Origin of the sequence: Streptomyces rapamycinicus NRRL 5491 (assembly GCF_024298965.1) — a bacterium.
GTDB lineage: Bacteria > Actinomycetota > Actinomycetes > Streptomycetales > Streptomycetaceae > Streptomyces > Streptomyces rapamycinicus.
In genome coordinates this window covers 6,923,627-6,944,346 of record NZ_CP085193.1, presented here as the reverse complement: position 1 = coordinate 6,944,346, position 20,720 = coordinate 6,923,627, and the positions used below count along the sequence as shown (strand labels likewise).

The window sequence follows — 20,720 nt, the reverse complement described above, 5'->3', positions numbered from 1 at the left end:
GGTCAGTCCTTGTAGGTGTCCTGGACCTTGATCTGACCGTCGATGATCTTCTTCTTGGCCGCCTCGATCTTCGGCTTGATGTCGTTGATGAAGCCGCCGGAGTAGGAGAGGGAGACGCCGCCGCGCTTGAGGTCGTAGGTCTGGACGCCGCTCTCGGGCTTCTTGTCCTTCACGACGCTCTTGATGAAGTCGTAGACCGAGCCGTCCACGGTCTTGACCATGGAGGTCAGGATCGCCTTCTTGTACTGGGCCAGGCCCTTGTCGTAGTACTGGTCGCCGTCGACGCCGATCGACCAGGTGCCCTTCTTGCCTGCGGTCGCCTCGATGGCGCCCGCGCCGGAGCCGCCGGCCGCGGAGAAGATCACGTCGACCTTGTTGGAGAGCATGCCCTCGGCGATGTCCTTGCCGCGGTCCGGCATGCCGAAGCCCTTGGGCGAACCGACCTGCACCCACTGGACGTCGAGGGACGCCTTGGGGTTGGTGTCCTTCAGGCCCTGCTGGAAGCCGCCCGCGAACTTCTTGATCAGGGCGCTGTCGGTGCCGCCGATGAAGCCGACCTTGTTGGACTTGGTCTTCAGCCCCGCCGCCACGCCGGCGAGGTAGGAGCCCTCGTGCTCGGCGGAGACCAGGCTGGCCACGTTCTTGGAGTCGACGACCGAGTCGACGATGGCGAAGTCGGTGTCCTTGTACTTCTTGGCGGCCTTGGTGAGCGAGGGGGTCCACGCGTAGCCGACGCCCACGACGGGGTTGTAGCCCGCCTCGGCGAGGCTCGCCAGCTTGTCGTAGCGGTCGGCGTCCGTGTCGCCGTCCTTCGCCGTCAGCTCCTTGCCCTTGACGTCGAAGTCCTTCAGGGCCTTGTCATAGCCCTTGGCGGCGGAGTCGTTGAAGGAGTGGTCGCCGCGGCCGCCCACGTCGTAGGCCAGACCGATGCCGGCGTCCTTGCTTCCCTCTTCGGAACTGCTGCCACACGCGGTGACGGAGAATGCGAGAGCCGCGGTGGCAATGCCCGCGACAGCTATCGTGGATACCCGGCGCACGAGGGTCCCCTCTGATGATCTCGAAGCGCCCCTTGCGGCGCTGGCTCCGCCGCATCGTAACGCGCGTAGATGCCAGATAAAGGCCCCCTCGGAAGCCGTTATCGGATCGTCGCGAACCTCTCGTGACCGCGGGCGGTACCGGCGGTGACGAAGGGGTGATCAGGCCGCGCGCCAAGGGAAGCGCGCGGCGCCGCGACCGTCGGGTCTACGTGTTCCGGCTCATCGGGTCTACGTGATCCGGGGCGTCAGCTCTACGTGTTCCGGACCGTCGGCTCTACGTGATCCGGGCCGTCGGGTCTACGCGTTCCGGTCCAGCAGCACGGCGGCCGTGAACAGCTCCACGCCCACCGCGATCGCGCCCTCGTCCACGTCGAAGTCGCCCGCGTGCAGGTCGCGCCGGGTGGTGTCGCCGACCTTGCGGACGCCGAGGCGGGCCATCGCGCCGGGCACCCGCTCCAGGTACCAGGAGAAGTCCTCGCCGCCCAGGGACTGCTCGGTGCCCTCGACCGCGTCCGTGCCCCGACGGGCGATCATCGCGTCCCGCAGCAGTTCGGCGGAGCTCGCCTCGTTGACCACCGGCGGGACCCCGCGGATGTAGTTGATCTCCGACTTGGCGCGGTGCAGGGTGGCGATCTCGTCCACCGCGGCATGGACCAGGTCGGGCGCCTCCCGCCAGGAGGGCAGATCCAGGCAGCGGACGGTGGCGGACAGCTCGGCGTGCTGCGGGATCACATTGCAGGCGTGGCCCGACTCCACCCGGCCCCAGGTGACGGCCAGACCCGAGCGGGCGTCCACCCGGCGGGCCAGCAGCGCGGGCACCTCGGTGATCACCTTGGCGACGGCGGTCACCAGGTCGGTGGTCAGATGGGGGCGCGCGGTGTGGCCGCCCGGCCCGTCCAGGGAGACCTCCAGCCGGTCGCAGGCCGAGGTGATCGGCCCGACCCGCAGCCCGATCCGGCCGACCTCGACCTTCGGGTCGCAGTGCAGGGCCAGGATCCGGCCGACGCCGTCCAGCACGCCCGCCTCGATCGCGTCGGCCGCGCCGCCGGGCAGCACCTCCTCGGCGGGCTGGAACAGCAGCCGCACGGGACGCGCCAGCCGTCCCTCGCGGGCCAGCTCGGCCAGGACCAGACCGGCGCCGAGCACGACGGTGGTGTGCACATCGTGGCCGCAGGCGTGGGCGCGGTCGGCGACGGTCGAGCGGTAGTCGACCGTCTTGGTGTCGGGGATGGGCAGTCCGTCGATGTCCGCGCGCAGCGCCAGCAGGGGCGCTACGCCGTCGCGCGGGCCGATGTCACAGATGAGACCGGTGCCGGAGGGCAGCACCCGCGGCTCGAGTCCCGCCTGCTCCAGCCGCGCCTTGATCGCGGCGGTGGTGCGGAACTCGCAGTTGCCGAGCTCGGGGTGCATATGCAAGTCGCGCCGGAAGGCGATGAGTTCGGCACGCAGCTCGTCGGGGAGCGTGCCGGGCAGCGCGGGCGCGTCGGCGGGTGTGACATCGGTCGCATCGAGGGACATCAATTGCTTCACCTGAAGAAGCGTAGAACGCCAGGTGGGTCCGCCGAATGTCGATCAACAAAAATTCAATCTGTTCGGGTACGCAAAAGTACCCGGCCCGCTGCATGATCCTCCTAGTCAGGGGGTATAACAGCGGGTTTTCCCGGTCGGCCGCGGGTGAGATGTGCCACACGGCCGTACGGGCGACTGGCTCAGAACCTGAGACGCCTCAGGACGCCGCGACCGGTCTCAGGACGCCGCGACCGGTGCCGCGGGCGGTCCCGGGTTCGCCGGCGGGGCCGCGTCTCGCTGCGGGACCGCGTCTCTGGGCGGGGCCGCGTCCCTCGGTGGGGCCGCGTCCCTCGGTGGGGGCGGCCCCGTCTGCGGCCCCGAGCCCAGCCGGCGCACATCGCGCGCCGTCCCGGTGACCCCGGACAGGAAGCCCTGGGCACGCGGGGAGGCGTCCCTGGTCAGCCAGGCGGGGTCCACATCGCAGACCGCGACCTGGACGCCGGTGCCCACGAGCGCGAGCGGCAGGGTGTGCACCACGGTCGACGGGAAGCTCACGATCGTGTGGCCGATGGGGCCGCGGCGGGCTATCAGCTCGAGCGGCAGATCGGGTCGTACGATCTCCAGACCCACCTCGGCCGAGACCCGGTGCAGCTTCTCGGCGCTCTCCCGGCGGTGGGCGAAGTAGCGGGTGGCGCCATGGGCGCGGGCCAGCGAGCCGACCGCTTCCAGATAGCGCTCCAGGTCCACCACGCCCGTCTCGACCAGGGACGTGCCCACCAGATCGGTGCCCCCGGTGAGCCGGGGCGGGCCGAACCGGGCGCGGGTCCAGGCGAAGTCGTTGGCGGTGATGGTGACCCCGGCGGGCGGCTCCACCGGCATCGAGCTGAAGACCTCGACCCGGCGCTTGGTGCCCGGGGTGAGCCGGCGGCGCGCGGTGGCGGAGACCGGCGCGAACACCATGTCGCGCGGCCCCTTGCTGCCGCGCCGGTGCCAGCGCACCAGGGGCTCCCCCTTGGCCAGCTGGGAGATGAACTCCATGGTGGCCGTGCCGTCGTCCACCACGACCAGGTCCTTGGCCCGGGTGAGGGTCAGCAGCAGCTGGACATAGCGGGAGAACGGATCGCCTATGACGATCCGCCCGGCCCGGCGCAGCGGACCGCGCAGCCCGCCGATGGTCTTGATCGGCGCACCGGCCCCGCCGCGCGCGTCCTCCCAGCGCACGGCGAAGCCCTCGTCCCGCGCCAGCTCGGCCATCCGGCGCAGCTGGCCGCGGGTCATCGGATCGTGCGGGGAGAGCACCACCACGGTGAGGTCCTGGACCACCGTGGCCTCGGGGCCCGTGGCGCGCTGGGCGTCGGCGTACGCCCACTCCAGCACGTTCAGCAGCTGAACCGGGCTCTCTACGAAGGCAAGCGTGGCCGGAGAGGCAGGGGGGGCAGCGGAGACCATCGCACCGTCCAAAGGCAGGGCCCGGAAGCGGCGGGCAGCCCCCGACGAGTCAGGGGTGCCCGCCGCTTCCGGGCAAGGGCCGGGCTCACCGGCCGGTGGATTCACGGCAGAGTGCCTCAGACCGCGGCGGGCTCGCGGTCGGCGGACTCGGACTCGGACTCGGCGACGACGCCCGCGACACGGCGGAGCTTCTTCATCGGGCCGAGCTCGCTCTCGTAGACCTTCTTGACGCCGTCACCGAGGGACTCCTCGATGGTGCGGATGTCCCGCACCAGCCGCGTCAGGCCCTGCGGCTCGACCGAGGCGGCCTGGTCCGAGCCCCACATGGCGCGGTCGAGGGTGATGTGACGCTCGACGAACGCGGCACCGAGCGCCACGGCGGCCAGGGTGGTCTGCAGACCGGTCTCGTGGCCGGAGTAGCCGATCGGCACGTTGGGGTACTCGGCCTGCAGCGTGTTGATCACGCGCAGGTTGAGCTCCTCGGCCTTGGCCGGGTACGTGGAGGTGGCGTGGCACAGCAGGATGTTGTCGCTGCCGAGCACCTCCACCGCGTGCCGGATCTGCTTGGGGGTGGACATGCCCGTCGACAGGATGATCGTGCGGCCGGTCGCCCGCAGGGCGCGCAGCAGCTCGTCGTCGGTCAGCGAGGCGGAGGCCACCTTGTGCGCCGGGACGTCGAACTTCTCCAGGAAGGCGACGGCCTCGGTGTCCCACGGGGAGGCGAACCAGTCGATACCGCGCTTCTGGCAGTGCTCGGAGATGGCGCGGTACTCGTCCTCGCCGAACTCCACGCGGTGGCGGTAGTCGATGTAGGTCATCCGGCCCCAGGGGGTGTCACGCTCGATGTCCCACTGGTCGCGGGGGGTGCAGATCTCCGGGGTTCGCTTCTGGAACTTGACCGCGTCACAGCCGGCCTCGGCGGCGGCGTCGATCAGCTTGAACGCGTTCTCCAGGTCGCCGTTGTGGTTGATGCCGATCTCACCGGTGACATAGACCGGGTGGCCGGGTCCGGCGGTCTTCGCGCCGAGGGTGCGGAGGCGAGAGTTGGAGCTCACTTAAGACAGTTCCTTTCCGAGAATCCACGAGGCGATCTCGCGGATCGCGCCGTCCCCTCCGGGGGTGGAGGTGACCGCACGTGCGGCGCCGCGCACGACGTCGTGCGCACCTGCGACCGCCACGGGCCAGCCGACGAGGCCGAAGCACGGGAGGTCGTTGACGTCGTTGCCGACGTAGAGCACGCGCTCCGGCGCGATGCCCTGCTCCTCGCACCACTGCTTCAGTGCGAGATCTTTTCGGTCGATGCCGTGGAGCACGGGGACCTGGAGTTTGCGGGCCCGTGCGGCGACGACCGGGTTCTTTTCCGTGGACAGGATCAGCAGCGCCAGCTCAGCGCGGCGGAGGGCGGCGATCCCGAGCCCGTCGCCGCGGTGCACGGCCACGAGTTCGCGTCCATCGGAGTCGACGAGCACCCTGTCGTCGGTCTGGGTGCCGTCGAAGTCGAGTACCACCGCGTCGATGTCGTCGCGGGTGGGGAGGGCGCCCGGCCGCTCGGCGTCGAACAGCGGGGCGAGCGCGCGGGCGCGGGCCAGATCGTGCGGATCGTCGATCTCCAGCACCCGGGCGGGGTCGGTGCGCACCAGGTCGGTGCGGCCGAAGAAGCGGTGCCCGGCCTCGCGGAAGCCGCGCGCGTCCATCGCGTAGGCGGCGCCGGTCTCCAGGAAGTCCTGGGGGCGGTCCTGGCGGCGCGGGCGGTACGACTTGTCGTGGTTGACCCCGTCGCCGCCGTCCCTCCCGGGGTTCTCGCCCTCGCGCCAGACGAAGCCGTGGAAGGAGGCGACGGTCAGGGCGGTGTCGGCGCCCTTCTCGGCGACCGCCGCGGCCACCCCGTCGATGTCCTCGCTGATGATGAAGGGGCTGGTGCACTGCACCAGGAGCACCACGTCCACGGTGGTGCCGTGCGACGCCTCGTAGGCGTCCATCGCGTGGATCACCGCCGCCTCGCTGGTGGCGGTGTCCCCCGCGATGTCGGTGGGCCGCTGGACGACCACCGCGCCGGCACCGCGCGCCGCGGCCGCGATACCGGTGTCGTCGGTGGAGACGACCACGTCCGTCACCAGGCGGCTCGCCCGGCACTCCATGACCGCGCGGGCGACCAGCGGCACGCCGCCGACGGCGGCGAGGTTCTTCGCGGGAACGCCCTTCGATCCGCCACGGGCGGGGATCACGGCGAGCACACACGGGCTCGATGCGGTCATGGCGGCTCCTTCAGGGGTTGCAGAGGTGATCGAGGCCGTCCCGGCCTCCTCTTGGTTCGCGCGCGGGGCGCCTTGGTCCGCGCGCGGGGCGCTGCTCACGGCCGCTACGTCGCTCACAGCTCCCCCATCCGCCGGATGACGGGAGCCACGCGCTGGACGCCGTGGCGGTAGGCGCCGCGGGCCGCTTCCCGCATCGTGTTGCGCACCACCCGCCGCAACGCGGAGACCTGCGCCTCGTCCTCGGCGGAGGCCCCGGGGCGGGGTGAGCCGTCCGGTTCGAAGCCGTACCGGGCGAGCCGGCCGGGCAGATAGCCGGGTGCGGTGACGGGGGTGTAGAAGGGGGCCAGCGGCGGCAGGGCCGGTGCGGCGGCCAGCTCGGCCACCCGCTCCCGCGCGGCGTCGAACCAGGTCTCGTACGGCCCGTCGGCGGCCACGCCCTGACGGCTGAGCCATGCGGCGTCCGGCTCGGGCAGGTGCCCGGCGTCCAACTGGTCCCAGGAGGCCAGACAGCCGGAGCCGAGGAAGTGGTGGTTGCCGAGCGTCTCGCGCACCCCGAGGTCGGTGAGCACGGCGGTCGGTACGGAGCGGTGCAGCGACTCCAGGGCGGCCGTGGAGCTGACCGTGACCAGCAGGTCGGCGGTGTCCAGGACCTCGCCCATGTTTCCGTAGGCGAGCCGGAAGTTGGCGGGCAGATCGTCGCCGAACTTCGCGATCAGCTTCTGGTAGGGAAGCTCCTCGATGTGGGTGGTGTGCTCGCCCGGCTTGGAGCGCAGCTTGACCACGACCTCGCGGTCCGGGTGGCGGCGCGCGTGCTCCACGGCGCGGCGCAGCAGATAGGTGCGGTCGGCGCGGTTGTCCGGGACGGACGGCTGGACGGCGAAGACGACCGTGCCGCCGGGGTACTTCCGGCCCAGCCGCGCCTTCTCGTCGTAGCGGTCGCCGCCGAGGAAGGGCAGCGCGCACTCCACGACGCTCTCCGCGTCGGCGCCGACGCCCTTGTAGACGTCGCGGAAGCGCTCGGCGTCATGGCGGGAGTTGGCCAGCACCACATCGGCGCCGTGGCGCAGCAGCAGCCCGTCGGCCAGCTTCTCGTAGACGACACCGACATAGCCGGTGACGACCACGGGGCGGCGGTCGGCGCCCTCCCAGGCGTGGCGCAGTCCGTGCAGCATGGCCTGGACGGCGCCGCCCACCAGGGAGAGGACGATCACGTCATAGCGCTCACGGTCCACCGCCCGTACGAATTCCACGCCCGTGACCTCGCGCATCGCGTCGGCGCGCACCCCGACCTCGGTGAGCTGCCGGGCGGTCGGCGTGGCGCGGCCGCGCAGCAGGAAGCCGTCGAGGCGGCGCTCCGAGGCAGAACCCGACCCATCCGGTACGAGGCGATGCGCGGTGAGCGCGCCCCATTTCCACCGGGTGTCGGAGTCGGCGAGCACGGCGACTCGCACAGGAGATTTGGTACGTGAGGACACGTCGGAGACGCTAGGAAGCGTTGTCGATTCACGGCCCAACGCAAGAGCAACAAAGGGTTAACAGAACGTCGACGATTGGAGAATCGGCTGGCGGGAGCGGCGGGTTAACCGTTCCGACGTCCTTCGTTCACCTTTACGTACACCCTAGGTCAAGACGAATGCCGACCGGCGACCTAGCGTCACCCGCGTGGTTAAGCTCTCCGTCATCGTGCCGTTCTACAACGTGCAGACCTATGCCCCCGACACGCTCAGAAGTCTGCGCGCGAACGCGCGTGAGGACTTCGAATTCATTCTCGTCGACGACTGTGCCACCGACGGGACCCCGGAGATCCTGGAGCGGGCAGAACGCGACCTTCCGGGGGCCGTCTACGTACGGCATGAGAAGAACGGTGGGCTGGCCACCGCGCGGAACACCGGCCTGGACAACGCCACCGGGGAGTACCTCGCCTTCCTTGACGGCGACGACTGGCTGGCCCCCGGCTACTACGCCCAACTGCTCGCGGCGATCGAGGACTTGGGGTGCGACTTCGTCCGCACCGACCATGTCCAGTGCACCGCCCGGGCGCGCTCCATCACCCGGGTGCCGCACGGCCGCCGCGATGAGGTGCTGAACCCGCGGGACGTGATCCTCCCGGCCGACCGCTCCACCTCCGTCGACTACCCCTACGCCTGGGCGGGCATGTACCACCGCCGCCTGGTCGACGAGGGGCTGCTGCACTTCACCCACGGGCTGCGCACCGCCGAGGACCGGCCCTGGATCTGGCGGCTGCACCGCGAGGCCCGCAGCTTCGCCGTCCTCGGACTGGCCGGGGTTTTCTACCGGCGCGGGGTCTCCTCCTCGCTCACCCAGATCGGCGATGTGCGGCAGCTCGACTTCATTCGCGCATTCGACCAGGTGATCGAGGAAACCGCACGGGACCGCGACGCCGACGCCCTGCTGCCGAAGGCCGTCCGCACCTATTGCGCGATCATTTCCCACCACCTCGGCAACATCGAGAGATTCGAACCACAGGTGGCACGCAAACTCCGTTCCATGTCGGCGGCGGCGATGAAACGCATGCCCCAGGACGTATTGAAGGACGCACTGGATTCCATGGACTACGAGCGCGCCGCGCGACTGCGGCGAGTCAAGCGCCGGTCCGCGGGGGCGGAGGTGGCGGCCTGATGTCCGCCTACAAGCCCCTGGCGGAGCGCAAGCGCACCCAGATCTTCCTCGCCTCGACCCTCTACGGGGCGGCGACCCTCGCGGCCGCGATCGACGCGGGCAGCGTCGGCCCGGCCGACCGCCGGCTGCTGCTGATCAGCAACAACGCCGCGACGCCCGAGACCACCCCGCCGGTCGATGAGATGCCCGGCTTCGAGCGGCTGCGCGACCGCTTCGACCGGGTACTGTCCTGGAACGAGACGATCTCGCCGTTCCACCCCGGCGGCTGGGCCCCGCGCGTCGACGACGCCCCGCTGTGGGAGCGCCATCTGCGGCTGCTGTGGAACCTCGGCGACGACAAGGTCGAGCTGATCCTGGAGTCCATCCAGGTCAACCCGGCGATGGCGGTCGCCAATGTGTTCCAGGGCGCGCCCATCGACGTCTACGCGGACGGGCTGATGAGCTACGGCCCGACCCGCAACAAGCTGGACCCGCTGATCGGCACCCGGATCCGCCGGCTGCTCCACCTCGACCTGGTGCCCGGGCTGCGGCCGCTGCTGCTGACCGAGTTCGGCGTCGAGCCGGAGATCCTGCCGACCGAGGTGTTCACCAAGGTGCTCACGGAGGTGGCCGAGGCCGCCCCGCGCGGCGTCGCCTCCGCCAGTGAGCGGATCGCGCTCGGCAACGGCCCCGCGCTGATGCTCGGCCAGTACCTGTCCGCGCTCGACATCCTCTCCCCGCAGGAGGAGGAAGAGCTGCATCTGCGGATGCTGCGCGGCGCCGTGGCGCTGGGCCACCGCACCGTCGTCTTCAAACCGCACCCCACCGCCCCGGCCCGCTGGTCGCGGATGCTGGAGAAGAAGGCCGCCGAACTGGGCGCGGAGCTGACCGTCATGGACACTCCGGTCCTCGCCGAGGTGCTCTACCAGCGGATGAGCCCGGCCCTGGTCATCGGCTGCTTCTCCACCGCGCTGCTCACCGCCGACGTCTTCTACGGACTGCCGGTGGCCCGGATCGGCACCGATACGCTGCTGGAGCGGCTCACCCCGTACCAGAACAGCAACCGCGTGCCGGTGACGATCGTGGACGCGCTGCTGCCCGACCTCGAGGACCACAAGGCGGTGGCCGCCGCCCAGCCGGTGGACGAGCGGGCGGGCAAGCGGCTCACCGGGCTGGTCTCCGCGGTCGGCTTCTGCATGCAGGCCAAGATCTACCCGGATCTGCGGCCCGCGACCGAGCGTTATCTCTCCGCCCACCTGGACAACAACACCTGGCGCTACTTCAAGAAGCGCCGGCTGACCGCGCTCGCCCTGCCCGGGGCGGTGCCCTCGCAACTGGCGTTCATCCCGCGTAATGAGACGGTGCGCAAGGTGGCGCGCCGGGCCCGGGCCCTGAAGCGGGCCGCCCTCAAGCGGACGGTCACCGGATGAGCGCGCCGCCGACCCCCGACGCCGGGCCGATATCCGACGCGGACGCCGGGCCGATACCCGCCCCCGGCGACGGGCCGATACCCACCGCCGACGCCGGGCCGATGTCCGCCCCCGACACCGGGCGGATACCCACCGCGGCGGCGACGGCTCCCACGCCGACGCCGCCGCGCGCCCCCGCCCCCGACACGGCCCTGGAGCGATCCGCCGAGCGCACTGCCAAGGCGGCAGCGCGCGGCGGAGGCCATCCGGTGCGGCTGCGGGCGCTGGACGGGCTGCGGCTGCTCGCCGCGCTCATGGTGGCCGCGTACCACTACGGCGGCCGCGACGGTGAGATAACCCAGGCGTGGGGCTCCTCGCCCCGCGCGCAGTTCCCCACCCTCTCCAGCTACTTCGCCTACGGCTGTCTCGGCGTCCAGATCTTCTTCGTCATCAGCGGCTTCGTCATCTGCATGAGCGGATGGGGACGGCCGCTGCGCTCGTTCTTCGCCTCGCGCGTCTCCCGCCTCTACCCCGCCTACTGGGTCGCGATCATCCTGGTGACCGGCGTCTTCGCGCTGCCCTGGGTCGCCTACAAGACGGTGTCGCCCAGCGACGCGCTGGTCAACCTCACCATGCTCCAGCAGCCGCTCGGCGTGGACCGGGTGCTTGGCGTGTGCTGGACGCTCTGGGCGGAGCTGCGCTTCTACGCCCTCTTCGCGCTGTTCGTGGTGCTCCCGGGCGCGACCCGGCACCGCGTGGTGCTCTTCTGCGCCGTCTGGACGCTGGGCTCGGCGTTCGCCGAGGCGTCGGACCTGCCGCTGCTGGACGTGGTCCTGATGCCGGAGTACTCCTCGTACTTCATCGGCGGCATGGGCATCTATCTGCTCCACCGCTTCGGCCATGACGCCCTGGCCTGGGGCATCATCGGGATCAGCTTCCTGATCGGCCAGCACTACGCGATCCGCGAGCTGTGGCACCCGGCCGACATCGACGCCTTCTCCTACCGGTCGGCCACCGGCATCATCGCCGTGGTCGCCTTCGGCTATGTGGCGGTCACGCTGATCGCGTTGGGGAAGCTGAACTGGGCAAACTGGCGCTGGCTCACCGTCGCGGGCGCCCTGACCTACCCGTTCTACCTGGTCCATGAGCATCTGGGCTGGGTCGTCGTCTGGGTGCTCCACCAGAAGCTGGGCATCCCCTCCTACGGGACGTTCGCCCTGACCGTGCTGGTGATGCTGGGCCTCGCCTGGTTGCTCTACCGCTTCATCGAGCAGCGGTTCACCCCGATGATCAAGCGCTCGCTGAGCACGGCCCGGCTGTAAGGGCCGCGCGCGGTCCCAGGGCTCAAGGGCTCCCCTCGCTGTTCCGCGGTTCGCCGCTAGCGGTGAGAGGAGCCCTAGGCGTTTCCCTCAGGCGTTTCCCTCAGGGGTTTCCCCTACCCGTTTCCCCTGGGCGTTTCGCTGGGCCAGCACCTGGTCGATGACATGACGGGCGTTGGCCGCCATCATCGGATTCGTCTCGCGGTAGTACGGGAGCTGGATGAGCGCCATGCTCAGGGCCCAGCCCCGGCCCCGCGCCCAGGTGGCGTCGTCCACGCCGAGCGCGGCGCGGAAGTCCTCCCGTACCGACGCCGGGAGCAGATTCCAGGCCGGGATCAGATCGCAGGCGGGGTCGCCCACCCCGGCGGTCCCGAAGTCGATGACGGCGCTCAGCCGCCCGTCCGCGACCAGCAGATTGCCCGGCATCAGATCGGAGTGCACCCACACCTGCGGCCCGTCCCAGCCGGGCGCCGCCAGCGCCTCCTCCCACGCCGCGGTGGCCGCGTCGGTGTCGACCGTGCCCACTGATCCGCGCAACAGGCCGATCGCGGTACGGGTCTCCTCGTCCACCTCCCACAGCGGTCCGCCCCGGTACGCGGGCGGCCCGTCCGCGGGCTCGATCGCGCGCAGCGCGACGATGAACTCCACGAGATCGGCGGCGAGCGCCCCGGGCCGGGCGACCCGCCCCTCCAGCGGGTTCTCCCCGTCGAGCCAGCGCTGCACGGTCCACGGCCAGGGGAAGCCGTCGCCCGGCGCGCCCCTGCCCAGCACCGCGGGGATGGCGACCGGCAGCGCGGGCGCGAGCCGGGGCAACCAGTGGTGCTCCCGCTCCACGTCCCCGGCGCCGCCCGCGATCCTCGGCAGCCGCACGGCGAGATCGTCGCCGAGCCGGAACAGGGCGTTGACGGTGCCCGACGAGGCGAACCGTTCGATGGGCAGTCCCGCCCACCGGGGGAACTGCGCGGCGAGCAGCCGCCGTACGAGAGCCGCGTCGATGGGCCGTTCGTCGGCATGCATCGTGCTCGCGCTCATCGGCACCCTCCTGAGCCTCCTGAGTCATGTCGGACACCACTACGCGTCAGGGGAGGGCTCGGCGGCAACCGAATTTGCGCCTGCGGCGGGCCGTTCCCCACCCCGCCCCTTCCCGAACTGGGGCTCCGCCCCAGACCCCGGCGTCCTGACCGGTGGACTGATCGCAGGCGACGGCCGCCTCGTCACACCCCCCGGGATTCGGCAGCGAAACAAACCCGGGCCCTCCGCCCCGGACCCCGGCCGGGCGACCGGAATGCGCGCGGGCGCCCGCCCGGTCATCCGGCTCGTCCGACCCCGGGGTCCAGGGGCGAAGCCCCCCACGCGGCGGAGCCGCATATCGTCAGGTGTCGGGAGGGGGCGGGCAGGGGAAAGCCTCGATGCGCGGCTCCGCCGCGTGGTCCGCCGGACACCCCGTGGGGAGGTGCCCGGGGTCAGAGCCAGCGCGGGGCGTCGGCGCCCAGGCGGCCGGGTGGGCGGGGCCAGGCGAGGGGACCGTCCGGGGTGGCTATCGGCGAACGGGCGTGGTGCAGCGTGCCCAGGTCGGAGGCGGTTTCGGCGAGCCAGGGCGCCGGATCATGGGCGGGGCCGTCCGCCAGGGCGGCGGGGGCGATGCCGTGGGTCAGCCAGGACGCGGTGCCCGCGAGGGAGAGCCGCAGATGGTGTCCGCCGCCGATCTCCTGGCGCTCGGTCAGCGCCCTCAGCACCGCCGCCGCCAGCAGGTAGCCGGTGCCGTGGTCGAGCGCCTGGGCGGGCAGCGCACCGGGGCGACCGTCGGCGTCCGCCTCGATCGCGGCGATGCCGGTGGCCGCCTGGACCAGGCTGTCGAAGCCACGCCGCCCGGCCCAGGGCCCGGACCAGCCCCAAGCGCACAGCTGGGCCACGACCAGCCCGGGGTGGCGCTCCAGCAGGGCGTCCGGGGCGAGTCCGAAGTGGTCGAGCGCACCGGGTCGGTAGCCGGTGACCACCACATCGGCGTCGGCGAGCAGCGCCTCGAAGGTCCGGCGGTCCCCGGGCGCGGCGAGGTCGAGTGCGGCGGAGCGCTTGCCGAAGCCGGTGTCGGCGTGGGCGTCCGGGTCCTCGGGCAGCCGGGGGGAGTCGATGCGCAGTACGTCGGCGCCGAGCAGGGCCAGGGTGCGGGTGGCCACCGGTCCGGCGATGACCCGGGTCAGATCGAGCACGCGCACGCCGCTGACGGGCAGCGCACCGCTTGCGGGCAGCGCACCGCTCACGGGCAGCGCACCGCTTGCGGGCGGGGGCACTTCCCGGAGGCGGCGCGGGGTGCCCTCTCCGGCCCGCCGGGACTCGATCAACGGCAGCGCGGCCAGCGGGATTTCGCTCTCCTCCGGCTCCGCCACGGCCACGGCCAAGCCGCCCGCCGCGTAGACGGTCTCCTGGATCGCGCGGGCGGGGCGGGCCGCGAGCGCCGCCGCGAGTTCGTCCGGCCCGCTGTCGCCGGGCAGGCCGAGGGCGGTGAGCAGCCGGGCCCGGTGGTGCGGGTAGTTGGCGTGCGTACGGACCCAGCCGTCGGCCGCGCGCCAGAAGCCGGACAGTGGGGCGAAGTTGGTGGGCTTCCGGCCGTCGATCCGCAGGTGCCGTTCGCTGACGAACGCGGTGGCGACGGCGCCCTCGTCGACCCGTACCGCCGGAACGGCCCCGCCGGAGCGCCGCGCGCCCAGTTCGGCGGCGGCCAGCGAGCACACGCCCACGGTGGCGCGGGCCAGTTCGGCCACGGGCAGTTGGGCGGGCAGTCCGCCGCTCACCGGGCGGTACGTCACCTGCTCCAGCAGCGCCGGGTCGCCGCCGAGGGCGGCCCAGGCGTGGGCGGTGGCCGCGTCCCGCGTGTCCGGTGGTGGTGCGTCGCTCCTCGTCATGCGCTCATTGTGCGCCTGGGCGCCGGAGCGAACGAGCGCCGGAGCACCTGAGCGCCTTACGGCGAGTGCCCCGCCCCCTCCTCCTGGTCGGGGACGGAGAGGGCGGGCCGTGCGAGGTGGGTGGCGGGCCTATGCGGCGCCCGCCTGCTGGTAGAGGCCGAGGGCCTCGTTGCCCAGCGTCGGGTGGTATTCGTTCGTGCCCGCGCTGACGCTGATGTTGCCGATCAGATAGCCCGCGCCGCCCGAGAAGTCGGCGAGGAAGCCGCCGCCGCTCGACCCGCCGGTCTGGACGCAGTCGATGCCCCACATCGTGGACCCGGGGCGGCCCGCGTCGGCGAACTCATTGCCCTCGCAGTGGTTCAGCCGCTCGCCGTTGCCCTCGGCGGCGGAGCCTCCGTAGCCGAAGGAATGGACGTGGCGGCCGGTCTGCGAGTTGAAGGCGATGCCCTGGGCGCCCACGGTGTCGGCCAGGGTGCGGCCGTTCAGCGTGTTCATCACGGCGAAGGCGTAGTCCCAGTTGGCGTTGCCGCGGGTGGAGACGTACTGGGCGTCCCAGAGGAGGCGGCGGGCGGTGAAGGTGCCGTAGGGGCGGTTGCCGTTGTTGTAGCCCGGGATGAAGACCCAGTTGCGGTAACCGGTGCCGGTGGCCGCGTCCACGGTGCAGTGGCCGGCGGTGAGCACGACGGACTTGTTGTCGCTGTTGGCGACGGTGGCGGAGCAGGCGAAGGTGGAGCCGGAGGCGTTCTGGAAGAAGACCTTGCCCGCCGTGGTGCTGATCAGGCCGCCGCCGGTCCAGGCGGTGGGGGACGTGGCCCGGGGCGAGGGCGCGGGGGCGGGGGCGGTGGGACCTGGGAGCGGGGGCACGGTCACCCGCTGGCCCGTGGTGGGCGCCGGGTCCGCGAGCTTCGCGGTGTGGGCGGCGGGCAGGGTGGTGACGTCCCTGGCGGTGCGAAGCCGTTCCGCCGTCCAGAAGCGGACGGCGGCGCGCTGCTCCTCGGTGGAGACGGAGGTTCCCTGAGCGGAGGGAGCAGGGTGGGCCGGGGCGGGGGCGGGGGTGGCGGCGTGGGCGGTGGTTCCGGCGGTCCAGCTGAGGGTGGCGAGGGTGAGGGCGCTGAATAAGGTGGCGACACGTCTCATGCGGTCGGCTCCAAGTCCGTTGGAGGTGCCCGAGAGCGCCGGACAACGTTGTCTGACGCTTTGTCGCCGGTAGGGTGCCACGACTGGTCCAGACCTGCCATGAGGCCGGACGTCACAATTAGGGATCCCCCTAGCGCACGTGCGATGCGCCCTCATACCGCAACGGTGCCTGTTGTGGGTACCGGCCCGGGCCCCACCGGGAGCGCCGCGAGCGCCGGAAGGGCCCGGAGCTCCGGGCCTCAGTTCCCCACGCCGAGCCCGGACATGAACACGGCCGGGTATCGGTCGCCGCGCGCCGCGCCCAGCGGCACCGCCTTCTCGATCTCGGCGAAGTCGTCCGCGGTGAGCTCCACCTCGATCGCGGGCAGCGCCTCCGCGAGCCGTTCACGGCTACGCGCGCCGATCAGCGGCACGATCTCCTCGCCCTGTGCCGCCACCCAGGCGATGGCGAGTTGGGCGACGGTGCACCCCTTCGTCTCGGCCACTCGGCGCAGGGCCTCCACCAGGGCGAGGTTGTGTTCCACGTTCCCGCTCGCGAACCGCGGGCTGAAGGCGCGGCTGTCGCCGGGGCCGCTGGTGTGGCCGGGGGACCAGTGCCCGGAGATGAGACCACGGCTGAGGACGCCGTACGCGGTCATGCCGATGCCCAGCTCCCGCAGCGTGGGCAGAACCTCCGCCTCCACCGCGCGGGAGACCAGCGAGTACTCGATCTGCAGATCGGCCACCGGGTGTACGGCGTGTGCCCGGCGGATCGTCGCGGCGTCGACCTCCGAGAGGCCGAGGTGGCGTACGTACCCCGCGTCGATCATCTCCTTGATCGCGCCCACCGTCTCCTCGATGGGCACCGCCGGGTCGAGCCGGGCCGGACGGTAGATGTCGATGTGATCGGTGCCCAGCCGGTTCAGCGAGTAGGCGAGGAAGTTCTTCACCGCCTCGGGCCGGCCGTCCATCCCGCCGAACTCCCGGCCCGGCCCGCGCAGCATGCCGAACTTCACGCTCAGCCGGTAGCTGTCCCGGTCCCGGCCGCGCAACGCCTCGGCCAGCAGCAGTTCGTTGTGGCCCATGGCGTAGAAGTCACCGGTGTCGATCAGTGAGACGCCCGCCTCCAGCGCGGCGTGCACGGTGGCGACACTCTCCGCACGGTCGGCCTCGCCGTAGACGCCCGACATGCTCATCGCGCCCAGGCCCAGCGCGGAGACGGCCGGACCGGTGCTGCCCAGGGTTCGTGTCTGCATCGTGTTCTCCTCACGTCGTCGATCCGCCACTCACTGTGGGCCCCCGCCCGGACGTACGGGAGCGGAGCGTTCATCCAGGGACCGGCGCTCCCTGGATGGGCTCGTCCGTCCCGAGGACCATGAGGGCATGCAGCGTGACCAGCTCGCCGACTTCCTGCGCCGCCGCCGTGAGGCGATCCCCCCGGCCGAGGTCGGTATCGCCGAGGGCCCCCGCCGCCGCACCGCCGGTCTGCGCCGGGAGGAGGTGGCCATGCTCGCGGGGGTGTCGGTGGACTACGTCGTACGCATGGAGCAGGGCCGCAGCAGTCAGCCCTCGCCCCAACTGCTCGGGGCGCTGGCCCGCGCGCTGCGTCTGTCCGACGACGAGCGCGACCATCTGTTCCACCTCGCCGGACACCGGCCCCCGCCCGCCGACGGGGCGGCCCGACTGGCCCGCGCCGGTCTGCTGCGCATGCTCGACCTGCTCGGCGACACCCCGGCCATGGTGCTGTCCGACCTGGGCGAGGTGCTCGTCCAGAACCGGATGGGCATCCTGCTGGCGGGCGACCACAGCGGCTTCACCGGCGACCGGCGCTATACGGCCTACCGCTGGTTCACCGACCCCGCCGCCCGCGCCGTCCACCCGGCCGAGGAGCGGGAGCACTACGCCCGCAGCATCGTGGCCGACCTGCGCGCGGCCGCCGGCCGTCGCTCCGGCGACCCCACGGTCACCGGACTCGTCGACCGGTTGCGGGCCGCGAGCGCCGACTTCCGCCGGCTCTGGGCCGAACACGAGGTGGCGGTCCGGCGCGCCGACCGCAAGACCGTGCTGCACCCGAGGGTGGGGCGGCTGGCGATGGACTGCGAAACCCTCGTCACCCCCGACCTGGGCCAGCAGTTGCTGGTGCTCACCCCGGCGGACGCCGAGACCCGCGAGCGGCTGGACCTGTTGCGGGTGCTCGGCATCGAGGAATTCCCCGCGGGGGAGGCGGGCCCGTCCGTCCGGTGAAGCGGGCCGCCCGCGGCGAGCACGATCGCGGTACCGACTACTGGCGCGAGGCCGGGGCCGCCGGGGCCGCCGGGGCCGCCGGGGCCGCCGGGGCCGCCGGGGCCGCCGGGGCCGCCGGGGCCGCCGGGGCCAGGGTGGCCTCGATGCCCGCCACGATGGCGCGCAACCCCTCCTCGAAGCGCGCCTCGTAGTCCAGGAACAGGTCCGAACTCACCGCCGCCGCCAGCGGATAGCCCTCGGCGGCCATGCGCTCCTCGCGCTCGGTGACGTCGTAGCCGGGGGCCCGCTCCCCCGGCCGGGGCTCGACCGACTGCTCCTCGATCACGAAGCCGAGCGTGAAGCTGTACGCGATGAACGAGGCGCGGGCGGCGGCGCTCGGGGTGTCCTCTACGCGCGCCTCCGGGAACTGGGCGGCGGCGTCGAGTTCGGCACCGCGCTCACCGGCCTGGAGCAGGACGCGGGCGGTGTCACCGCGCACCTCGCCTACGCCGACGGCTCGACCGGGACCGCGCGCGCCGCGTACCTCGTGGCGGCCGACGGCGGCCGCAGCACCGTCCGGAAGCGGCTCGGCATCGGCATGACGGGCGAGACGGTCCACCCGGCGCCGACGCTGATCGCGGACGCGGCGATCGACGGCGCGGAGCGCGGCCTGGGCCGCGACCACTGGCACGTCTGGCAGCACGCGAAGGGCGGCGCCATCGCGCTGTGCCCGCTCCCCGGGACCGACCAGTTCCAGGTCGCCGCGCAGTACGACGCCCCGGACGCGGTCCCCAACACCTCCCCCGAGGCCGTCCGCCAACTGATCGCCGACCGCACCCACCTCGCCGCTTCCGACGTGCGCGAGGTGCGGTGGGCCTCGACGTTCACCCCACGGGCGGCTATGGCCGACCGCTTCCGCGCGGACCGGACCTTCCTGATCGGCGACGCCGCCCACATCCACTCCCCGGCGGGCGGCCAGGGCCTCAACACCAGCGTCCAGGACGCGTACAACCTGGGCTGGAAGCTGGGGCAGGTGCTACGACACGGCGCGGACCCGGCCCTGCTCGACAGCTACGAGGCCGAACGCCTGCCGATCGCGACGGGCGTCCTCGGCATCAGCACCCGCATCCACCGCGCCCACCGCGCGGGCGACGCGGAGGGGCGGCGCCGCACGAGCGAGGTCCACCAGCTGGGCCTGTCCTACCGGGACGGCCCGCTGGCGGTGAACGAGCGGAACGACGGCGACCACCGCAACCAGTTGGGTGCCGGTGACCGCGCCCCGGACGCACCGTGCGCCCTGCCCGACGGAACGCCCGTCCGGCTCTTCGACGTCCTGCGCGGCCCGCACTTCACCCTGCTGGTCCTCGGCGACGCGCCACCGCCCGCACCGGACACCGACTTCGGCGGCCTCGCCCCGACGCTGGGGACGGCCGGATGCGTGCGCACGATCAGGGCAGGCGGCCCGTCCCCCGACCTCCTGGACCCGGACGGCCACCTCACCACCACCTACGGCCCCGCCCCGGCCCTCTTCCTCATCCGCCCGGACGGCTACGTCTGCTGGACGGCGGACGGCGCCCGGGTACACCCCCTGCTCACGCGATGATCGAGCCCGGGTTTCGGCCGTGCTGGCGGATTTTCCCCTACCCGCCCCTTCCCGCAGCATCACTATGCGGCTCCGCCGCGCGGCAAAGGCTCCGCCCCTGGACCCCGGGAGGGTCGAGGAGCCGACCGTCGCCACGGCAGCGGACCGGCCGGGGTCTGGGGCGGAGCCCCAGTTGAGGGAAGGGGCGGGTAGGGGAACAGCCCGCCGCAGGCGTACGCGTACCGCCAGACCAGGCCCCGGCTAGGCGAAGTCCAGCAGGACCTTGCAGGACTGGCTGCGGTCGGCGGCCATAGTGAATGCCTCCGCCGCCTCCTCCACCGGCCGGACCCCGCTGATCAGCGCGTCGAACGACGGCTCGGCGGCCAGCAGCCGCAGGGCGTCGTCGAACTCGGCGTGGAAGCGCAATGCGCCCCGCAGTTCGATCTCGCGGCTGACCAGTACGTTCCCGGCGAACGGGCTCTGTCCGGGCGGCAGCATGCCGAGTTGGACGACGACCCCGCCGCGCCGCACCCGCCGCAGGCAGGTGTCGAGTCCGGCGGCGACGCCGGATGCCTCGATGGCGATGTCGAACTCGTCCGAGGGCCAGTTGGGGTCGTCCGGGTCGTCGGCCCGTACGCACGCGGTCGCTCCGGCCGCCGCCGCGAACTCCAGGGCGCGGGGCAGCAGATCGGTCGCCGTGATGGTCGCCGCGCCCGCCGCGCGGGCTGCCGCGATGGTGAGGCAGCCGATCGGGCCGGCGCCGGTGACCAGCACATGGCGGCCCTTCACCGTGCCCGCCCGCCGCACCGCGTGCAGCGCGACGGACAGCGGTTCGGCGAGCGCCGCCCGGCGTGGGTCCAGTCCGTCGGGCAGGGCGCGCAGTTGGGCCGCCGGGACGGTGACGCGGGAGGCGAAGCCGCCCTGGACGTGGGGGAAGCGCGCGGCGCTGCCCAGGTAGCGGGTGTCGCGGCAGACGTTGGCGCGGCCGTCGGCGCACTCGGGGCACACCTCGCACGGCGTGGCCGGGTGCACGGCGACGGGGGTGCCGGCCGCGGGCCCGGTCGCGCCCTCGCCGTACGCCACCACCGTGCCGACGACCTCGTGTCCCAGCACCATCGGCTCCTGGAGCCGGAAGTCGCCCACCCCGCCGTGCCGGTGGTAGTGGAGGTCCGATCCGCAGATCCCGCCGTAGCGGATCGCCACGAGCGCCTGCCCGGGCGCCGGTTCCGGCTCCGGGAGTTCCTCGACCCGCAGATCGCCCTGTCCGTGGATCACACAGCCCAGCACCATTCGCCCAGC

Annotated in this window: 17 protein-coding genes; 5 read left to right on the top strand and 12 right to left on the bottom strand. The window is 72.5% G+C overall.

Annotation, left to right across the window (positions count from 1 at the left end; genetic code table 11):
* Window positions 1-2: 2 nt before the first annotated feature.
* The 6 genes from LIV37_RS29185 to LIV37_RS29160 all read right to left on the bottom strand — a co-directional run bounded on the left by LIV37_RS29185 (window position 3) and on the right by LIV37_RS29160 (window position 7,725).
* Window positions 3-1,037 (bottom strand): BMP family lipoprotein, encoded by a 1,035-nt coding sequence (locus tag LIV37_RS29185; RefSeq protein WP_020870687.1) that lies wholly within the window; start codon window positions 1,035-1,037, stop codon window positions 3-5.
* A 297-nt stretch (window positions 1,038-1,334) separates the two neighbouring features.
* Window positions 1,335-2,555 (bottom strand): amidohydrolase, encoded by a 1,221-nt coding sequence (locus LIV37_RS29180; RefSeq protein ID WP_020870686.1) that lies wholly within the window; start codon window positions 2,553-2,555, stop codon window positions 1,335-1,337.
* A 228-nt stretch (window positions 2,556-2,783) separates the two neighbouring features.
* Complete coding sequence (locus tag LIV37_RS29175; RefSeq protein ID WP_121824380.1) at window positions 2,784-3,995, bottom strand: hypothetical protein; 1,212 nt, start codon at window positions 3,993-3,995, stop codon at window positions 2,784-2,786.
* Between the two features lie 116 nt (window positions 3,996-4,111).
* Window positions 4,112-5,050 (bottom strand): N-acetylneuraminate synthase family protein, encoded by a 939-nt coding sequence (locus tag LIV37_RS29170; protein ID WP_020870684.1) that lies wholly within the window; start codon window positions 5,048-5,050, stop codon window positions 4,112-4,114.
* Window positions 5,051-6,250 (bottom strand): acylneuraminate cytidylyltransferase, encoded by a 1,200-nt coding sequence (locus tag LIV37_RS29165; RefSeq protein ID WP_020870683.1) that lies wholly within the window; start codon window positions 6,248-6,250, stop codon window positions 5,051-5,053.
* A gap of 113 nt (window positions 6,251-6,363) precedes the next feature.
* Window positions 6,364-7,725: a DUF6716 putative glycosyltransferase gene (locus LIV37_RS29160; RefSeq protein ID WP_121824381.1), complete on the bottom strand. Its 1,362-nt coding sequence runs from the start codon at window positions 7,723-7,725 to the stop codon at window positions 6,364-6,366.
* A gap of 187 nt (window positions 7,726-7,912) precedes the next feature.
* On the opposite strand from LIV37_RS29160, the gene LIV37_RS29155 reads away from it, so the two are divergent.
* From LIV37_RS29155 to LIV37_RS29145, 3 genes are all read left to right on the top strand, one after another.
* Complete coding sequence (locus LIV37_RS29155; RefSeq protein ID WP_020870681.1) at window positions 7,913-8,890, top strand: glycosyltransferase family 2 protein; 978 nt, start codon at window positions 7,913-7,915, stop codon at window positions 8,888-8,890.
* Window positions 8,890-10,299, top strand: a complete 1,410-nt coding sequence (locus LIV37_RS29150; protein ID WP_020870680.1) for a polysialyltransferase family glycosyltransferase — start codon at window positions 8,890-8,892, stop codon at window positions 10,297-10,299. Before LIV37_RS29155 ends, LIV37_RS29150 begins: the two co-directional genes overlap by 1 nt.
* Window positions 10,300-10,400: 101 nt before the next feature.
* Window positions 10,401-11,600 carry an acyltransferase family protein gene (locus LIV37_RS29145; RefSeq protein ID WP_121825195.1) on the top strand — a complete coding sequence of 400 codons (1,200 nt, stop codon included), beginning with the start codon at window positions 10,401-10,403 and terminating at the stop codon, window positions 11,598-11,600.
* An 87-nt stretch (window positions 11,601-11,687) separates the two neighbouring features.
* Here the strand turns inward: LIV37_RS29145 and LIV37_RS29140 are convergent, their stop codons facing one another.
* The 4 genes from LIV37_RS29140 to LIV37_RS29120 form a co-directional block, all read right to left on the bottom strand.
* Window positions 11,688-12,629, bottom strand: coding sequence for an aminoglycoside phosphotransferase family protein (locus LIV37_RS29140; protein ID WP_020870678.1), 942 nt, complete (start codon window positions 12,627-12,629; stop codon window positions 11,688-11,690).
* A 431-nt stretch (window positions 12,630-13,060) separates the two neighbouring features.
* The gene (locus tag LIV37_RS29135; protein ID WP_020870677.1) at window positions 13,061-14,500 is read right to left on the bottom strand and encodes a CoA transferase; all 1,440 of its coding nucleotides are present in this window, start codon (window positions 14,498-14,500) and stop codon (window positions 13,061-13,063) included.
* Between the two features lie 129 nt (window positions 14,501-14,629).
* Complete coding sequence (locus LIV37_RS29130; RefSeq protein WP_020870676.1) at window positions 14,630-15,637, bottom strand: trypsin-like serine peptidase; 1,008 nt, start codon at window positions 15,635-15,637, stop codon at window positions 14,630-14,632.
* A gap of 239 nt (window positions 15,638-15,876) precedes the next feature.
* Window positions 15,877-16,872 carry an aldo/keto reductase gene (locus tag LIV37_RS29120; protein ID WP_020870675.1) on the bottom strand — a complete coding sequence of 332 codons (996 nt, stop codon included), beginning with the start codon at window positions 16,870-16,872 and terminating at the stop codon, window positions 15,877-15,879.
* Between the two features lie 127 nt (window positions 16,873-16,999).
* On the opposite strand from LIV37_RS29120, the gene LIV37_RS29115 reads away from it, so the two are divergent.
* Window positions 17,000-17,860 carry a helix-turn-helix transcriptional regulator gene (locus LIV37_RS29115; protein WP_020870674.1) on the top strand — a complete coding sequence of 287 codons (861 nt, stop codon included), beginning with the start codon at window positions 17,000-17,002 and terminating at the stop codon, window positions 17,858-17,860.
* A 37-nt stretch (window positions 17,861-17,897) separates the two neighbouring features.
* Here the strand turns inward: LIV37_RS29115 and LIV37_RS29110 are convergent, their stop codons facing one another.
* Entirely contained in the window at window positions 17,898-18,338 is a 441-nt protein-coding gene (locus tag LIV37_RS29110) for a TetR/AcrR family transcriptional regulator C-terminal domain-containing protein (RefSeq protein WP_309471205.1), read from the bottom strand.
* Here LIV37_RS29110 and LIV37_RS29105 point away from each other — a divergent pair.
* Window positions 18,267-19,442: an FAD-dependent monooxygenase gene (locus LIV37_RS29105; RefSeq protein ID WP_309471204.1), complete on the top strand. Its 1,176-nt coding sequence runs from the start codon at window positions 18,267-18,269 to the stop codon at window positions 19,440-19,442. The genes LIV37_RS29110 and LIV37_RS29105 overlap by 72 nt on opposite strands.
* A gap of 240 nt (window positions 19,443-19,682) precedes the next feature.
* On the opposite strand, the gene LIV37_RS29100 is transcribed toward LIV37_RS29105, so the two are convergent.
* On the bottom strand, window positions 19,683-20,711 hold the full coding sequence (locus LIV37_RS29100; RefSeq protein WP_020870671.1) for an L-idonate 5-dehydrogenase: 1,029 nt from the start codon (window positions 20,709-20,711) through the stop codon (window positions 19,683-19,685).
* Between the last annotated feature and the right edge of the window lie 9 nt (window positions 20,712-20,720).

Coding starts and splice junctions, on each gene's coding strand:
- LIV37_RS29150 (WP_020870680.1), top strand. CDS start 8,890: ATGTCCGCCTACAAGCCCCTGGCGGAGCGCAAGCGCACCCAGATCTTC.
- LIV37_RS29120 (WP_020870675.1), bottom strand. CDS start 16,872: ATGCAGACACGAACCCTGGGCAGCACCGGTCCGGCCGTCTCCGCGCTG.
- LIV37_RS29100 (WP_020870671.1), bottom strand. CDS start 20,711: ATGGTGCTGGGCTGTGTGATCCACGGACAGGGCGATCTGCGGGTCGAG.
- LIV37_RS29140 (WP_020870678.1), bottom strand. CDS start 12,629: ATGAGCGCGAGCACGATGCATGCCGACGAACGGCCCATCGACGCGGCT.
- LIV37_RS29115 (WP_020870674.1), top strand. CDS start 17,000: ATGCAGCGTGACCAGCTCGCCGACTTCCTGCGCCGCCGCCGTGAGGCG.
- LIV37_RS29145 (WP_121825195.1), top strand. CDS start 10,401: ATGTCCGCCCCCGACACCGGGCGGATACCCACCGCGGCGGCGACGGCT.
- LIV37_RS29180 (WP_020870686.1), bottom strand. CDS start 2,555: ATGTCCCTCGATGCGACCGATGTCACACCCGCCGACGCGCCCGCGCTG.
- LIV37_RS29175 (WP_121824380.1), bottom strand. CDS start 3,995: ATGGTCTCCGCTGCCCCCCCTGCCTCTCCGGCCACGCTTGCCTTCGTA.
- LIV37_RS29165 (WP_020870683.1), bottom strand. CDS start 6,250: ATGACCGCATCGAGCCCGTGTGTGCTCGCCGTGATCCCCGCCCGTGGC.
- LIV37_RS29130 (WP_020870676.1), bottom strand. CDS start 15,637: ATGAGACGTGTCGCCACCTTATTCAGCGCCCTCACCCTCGCCACCCTC.
- LIV37_RS29135 (WP_020870677.1), bottom strand. CDS start 14,500: ATGACGAGGAGCGACGCACCACCACCGGACACGCGGGACGCGGCCACC.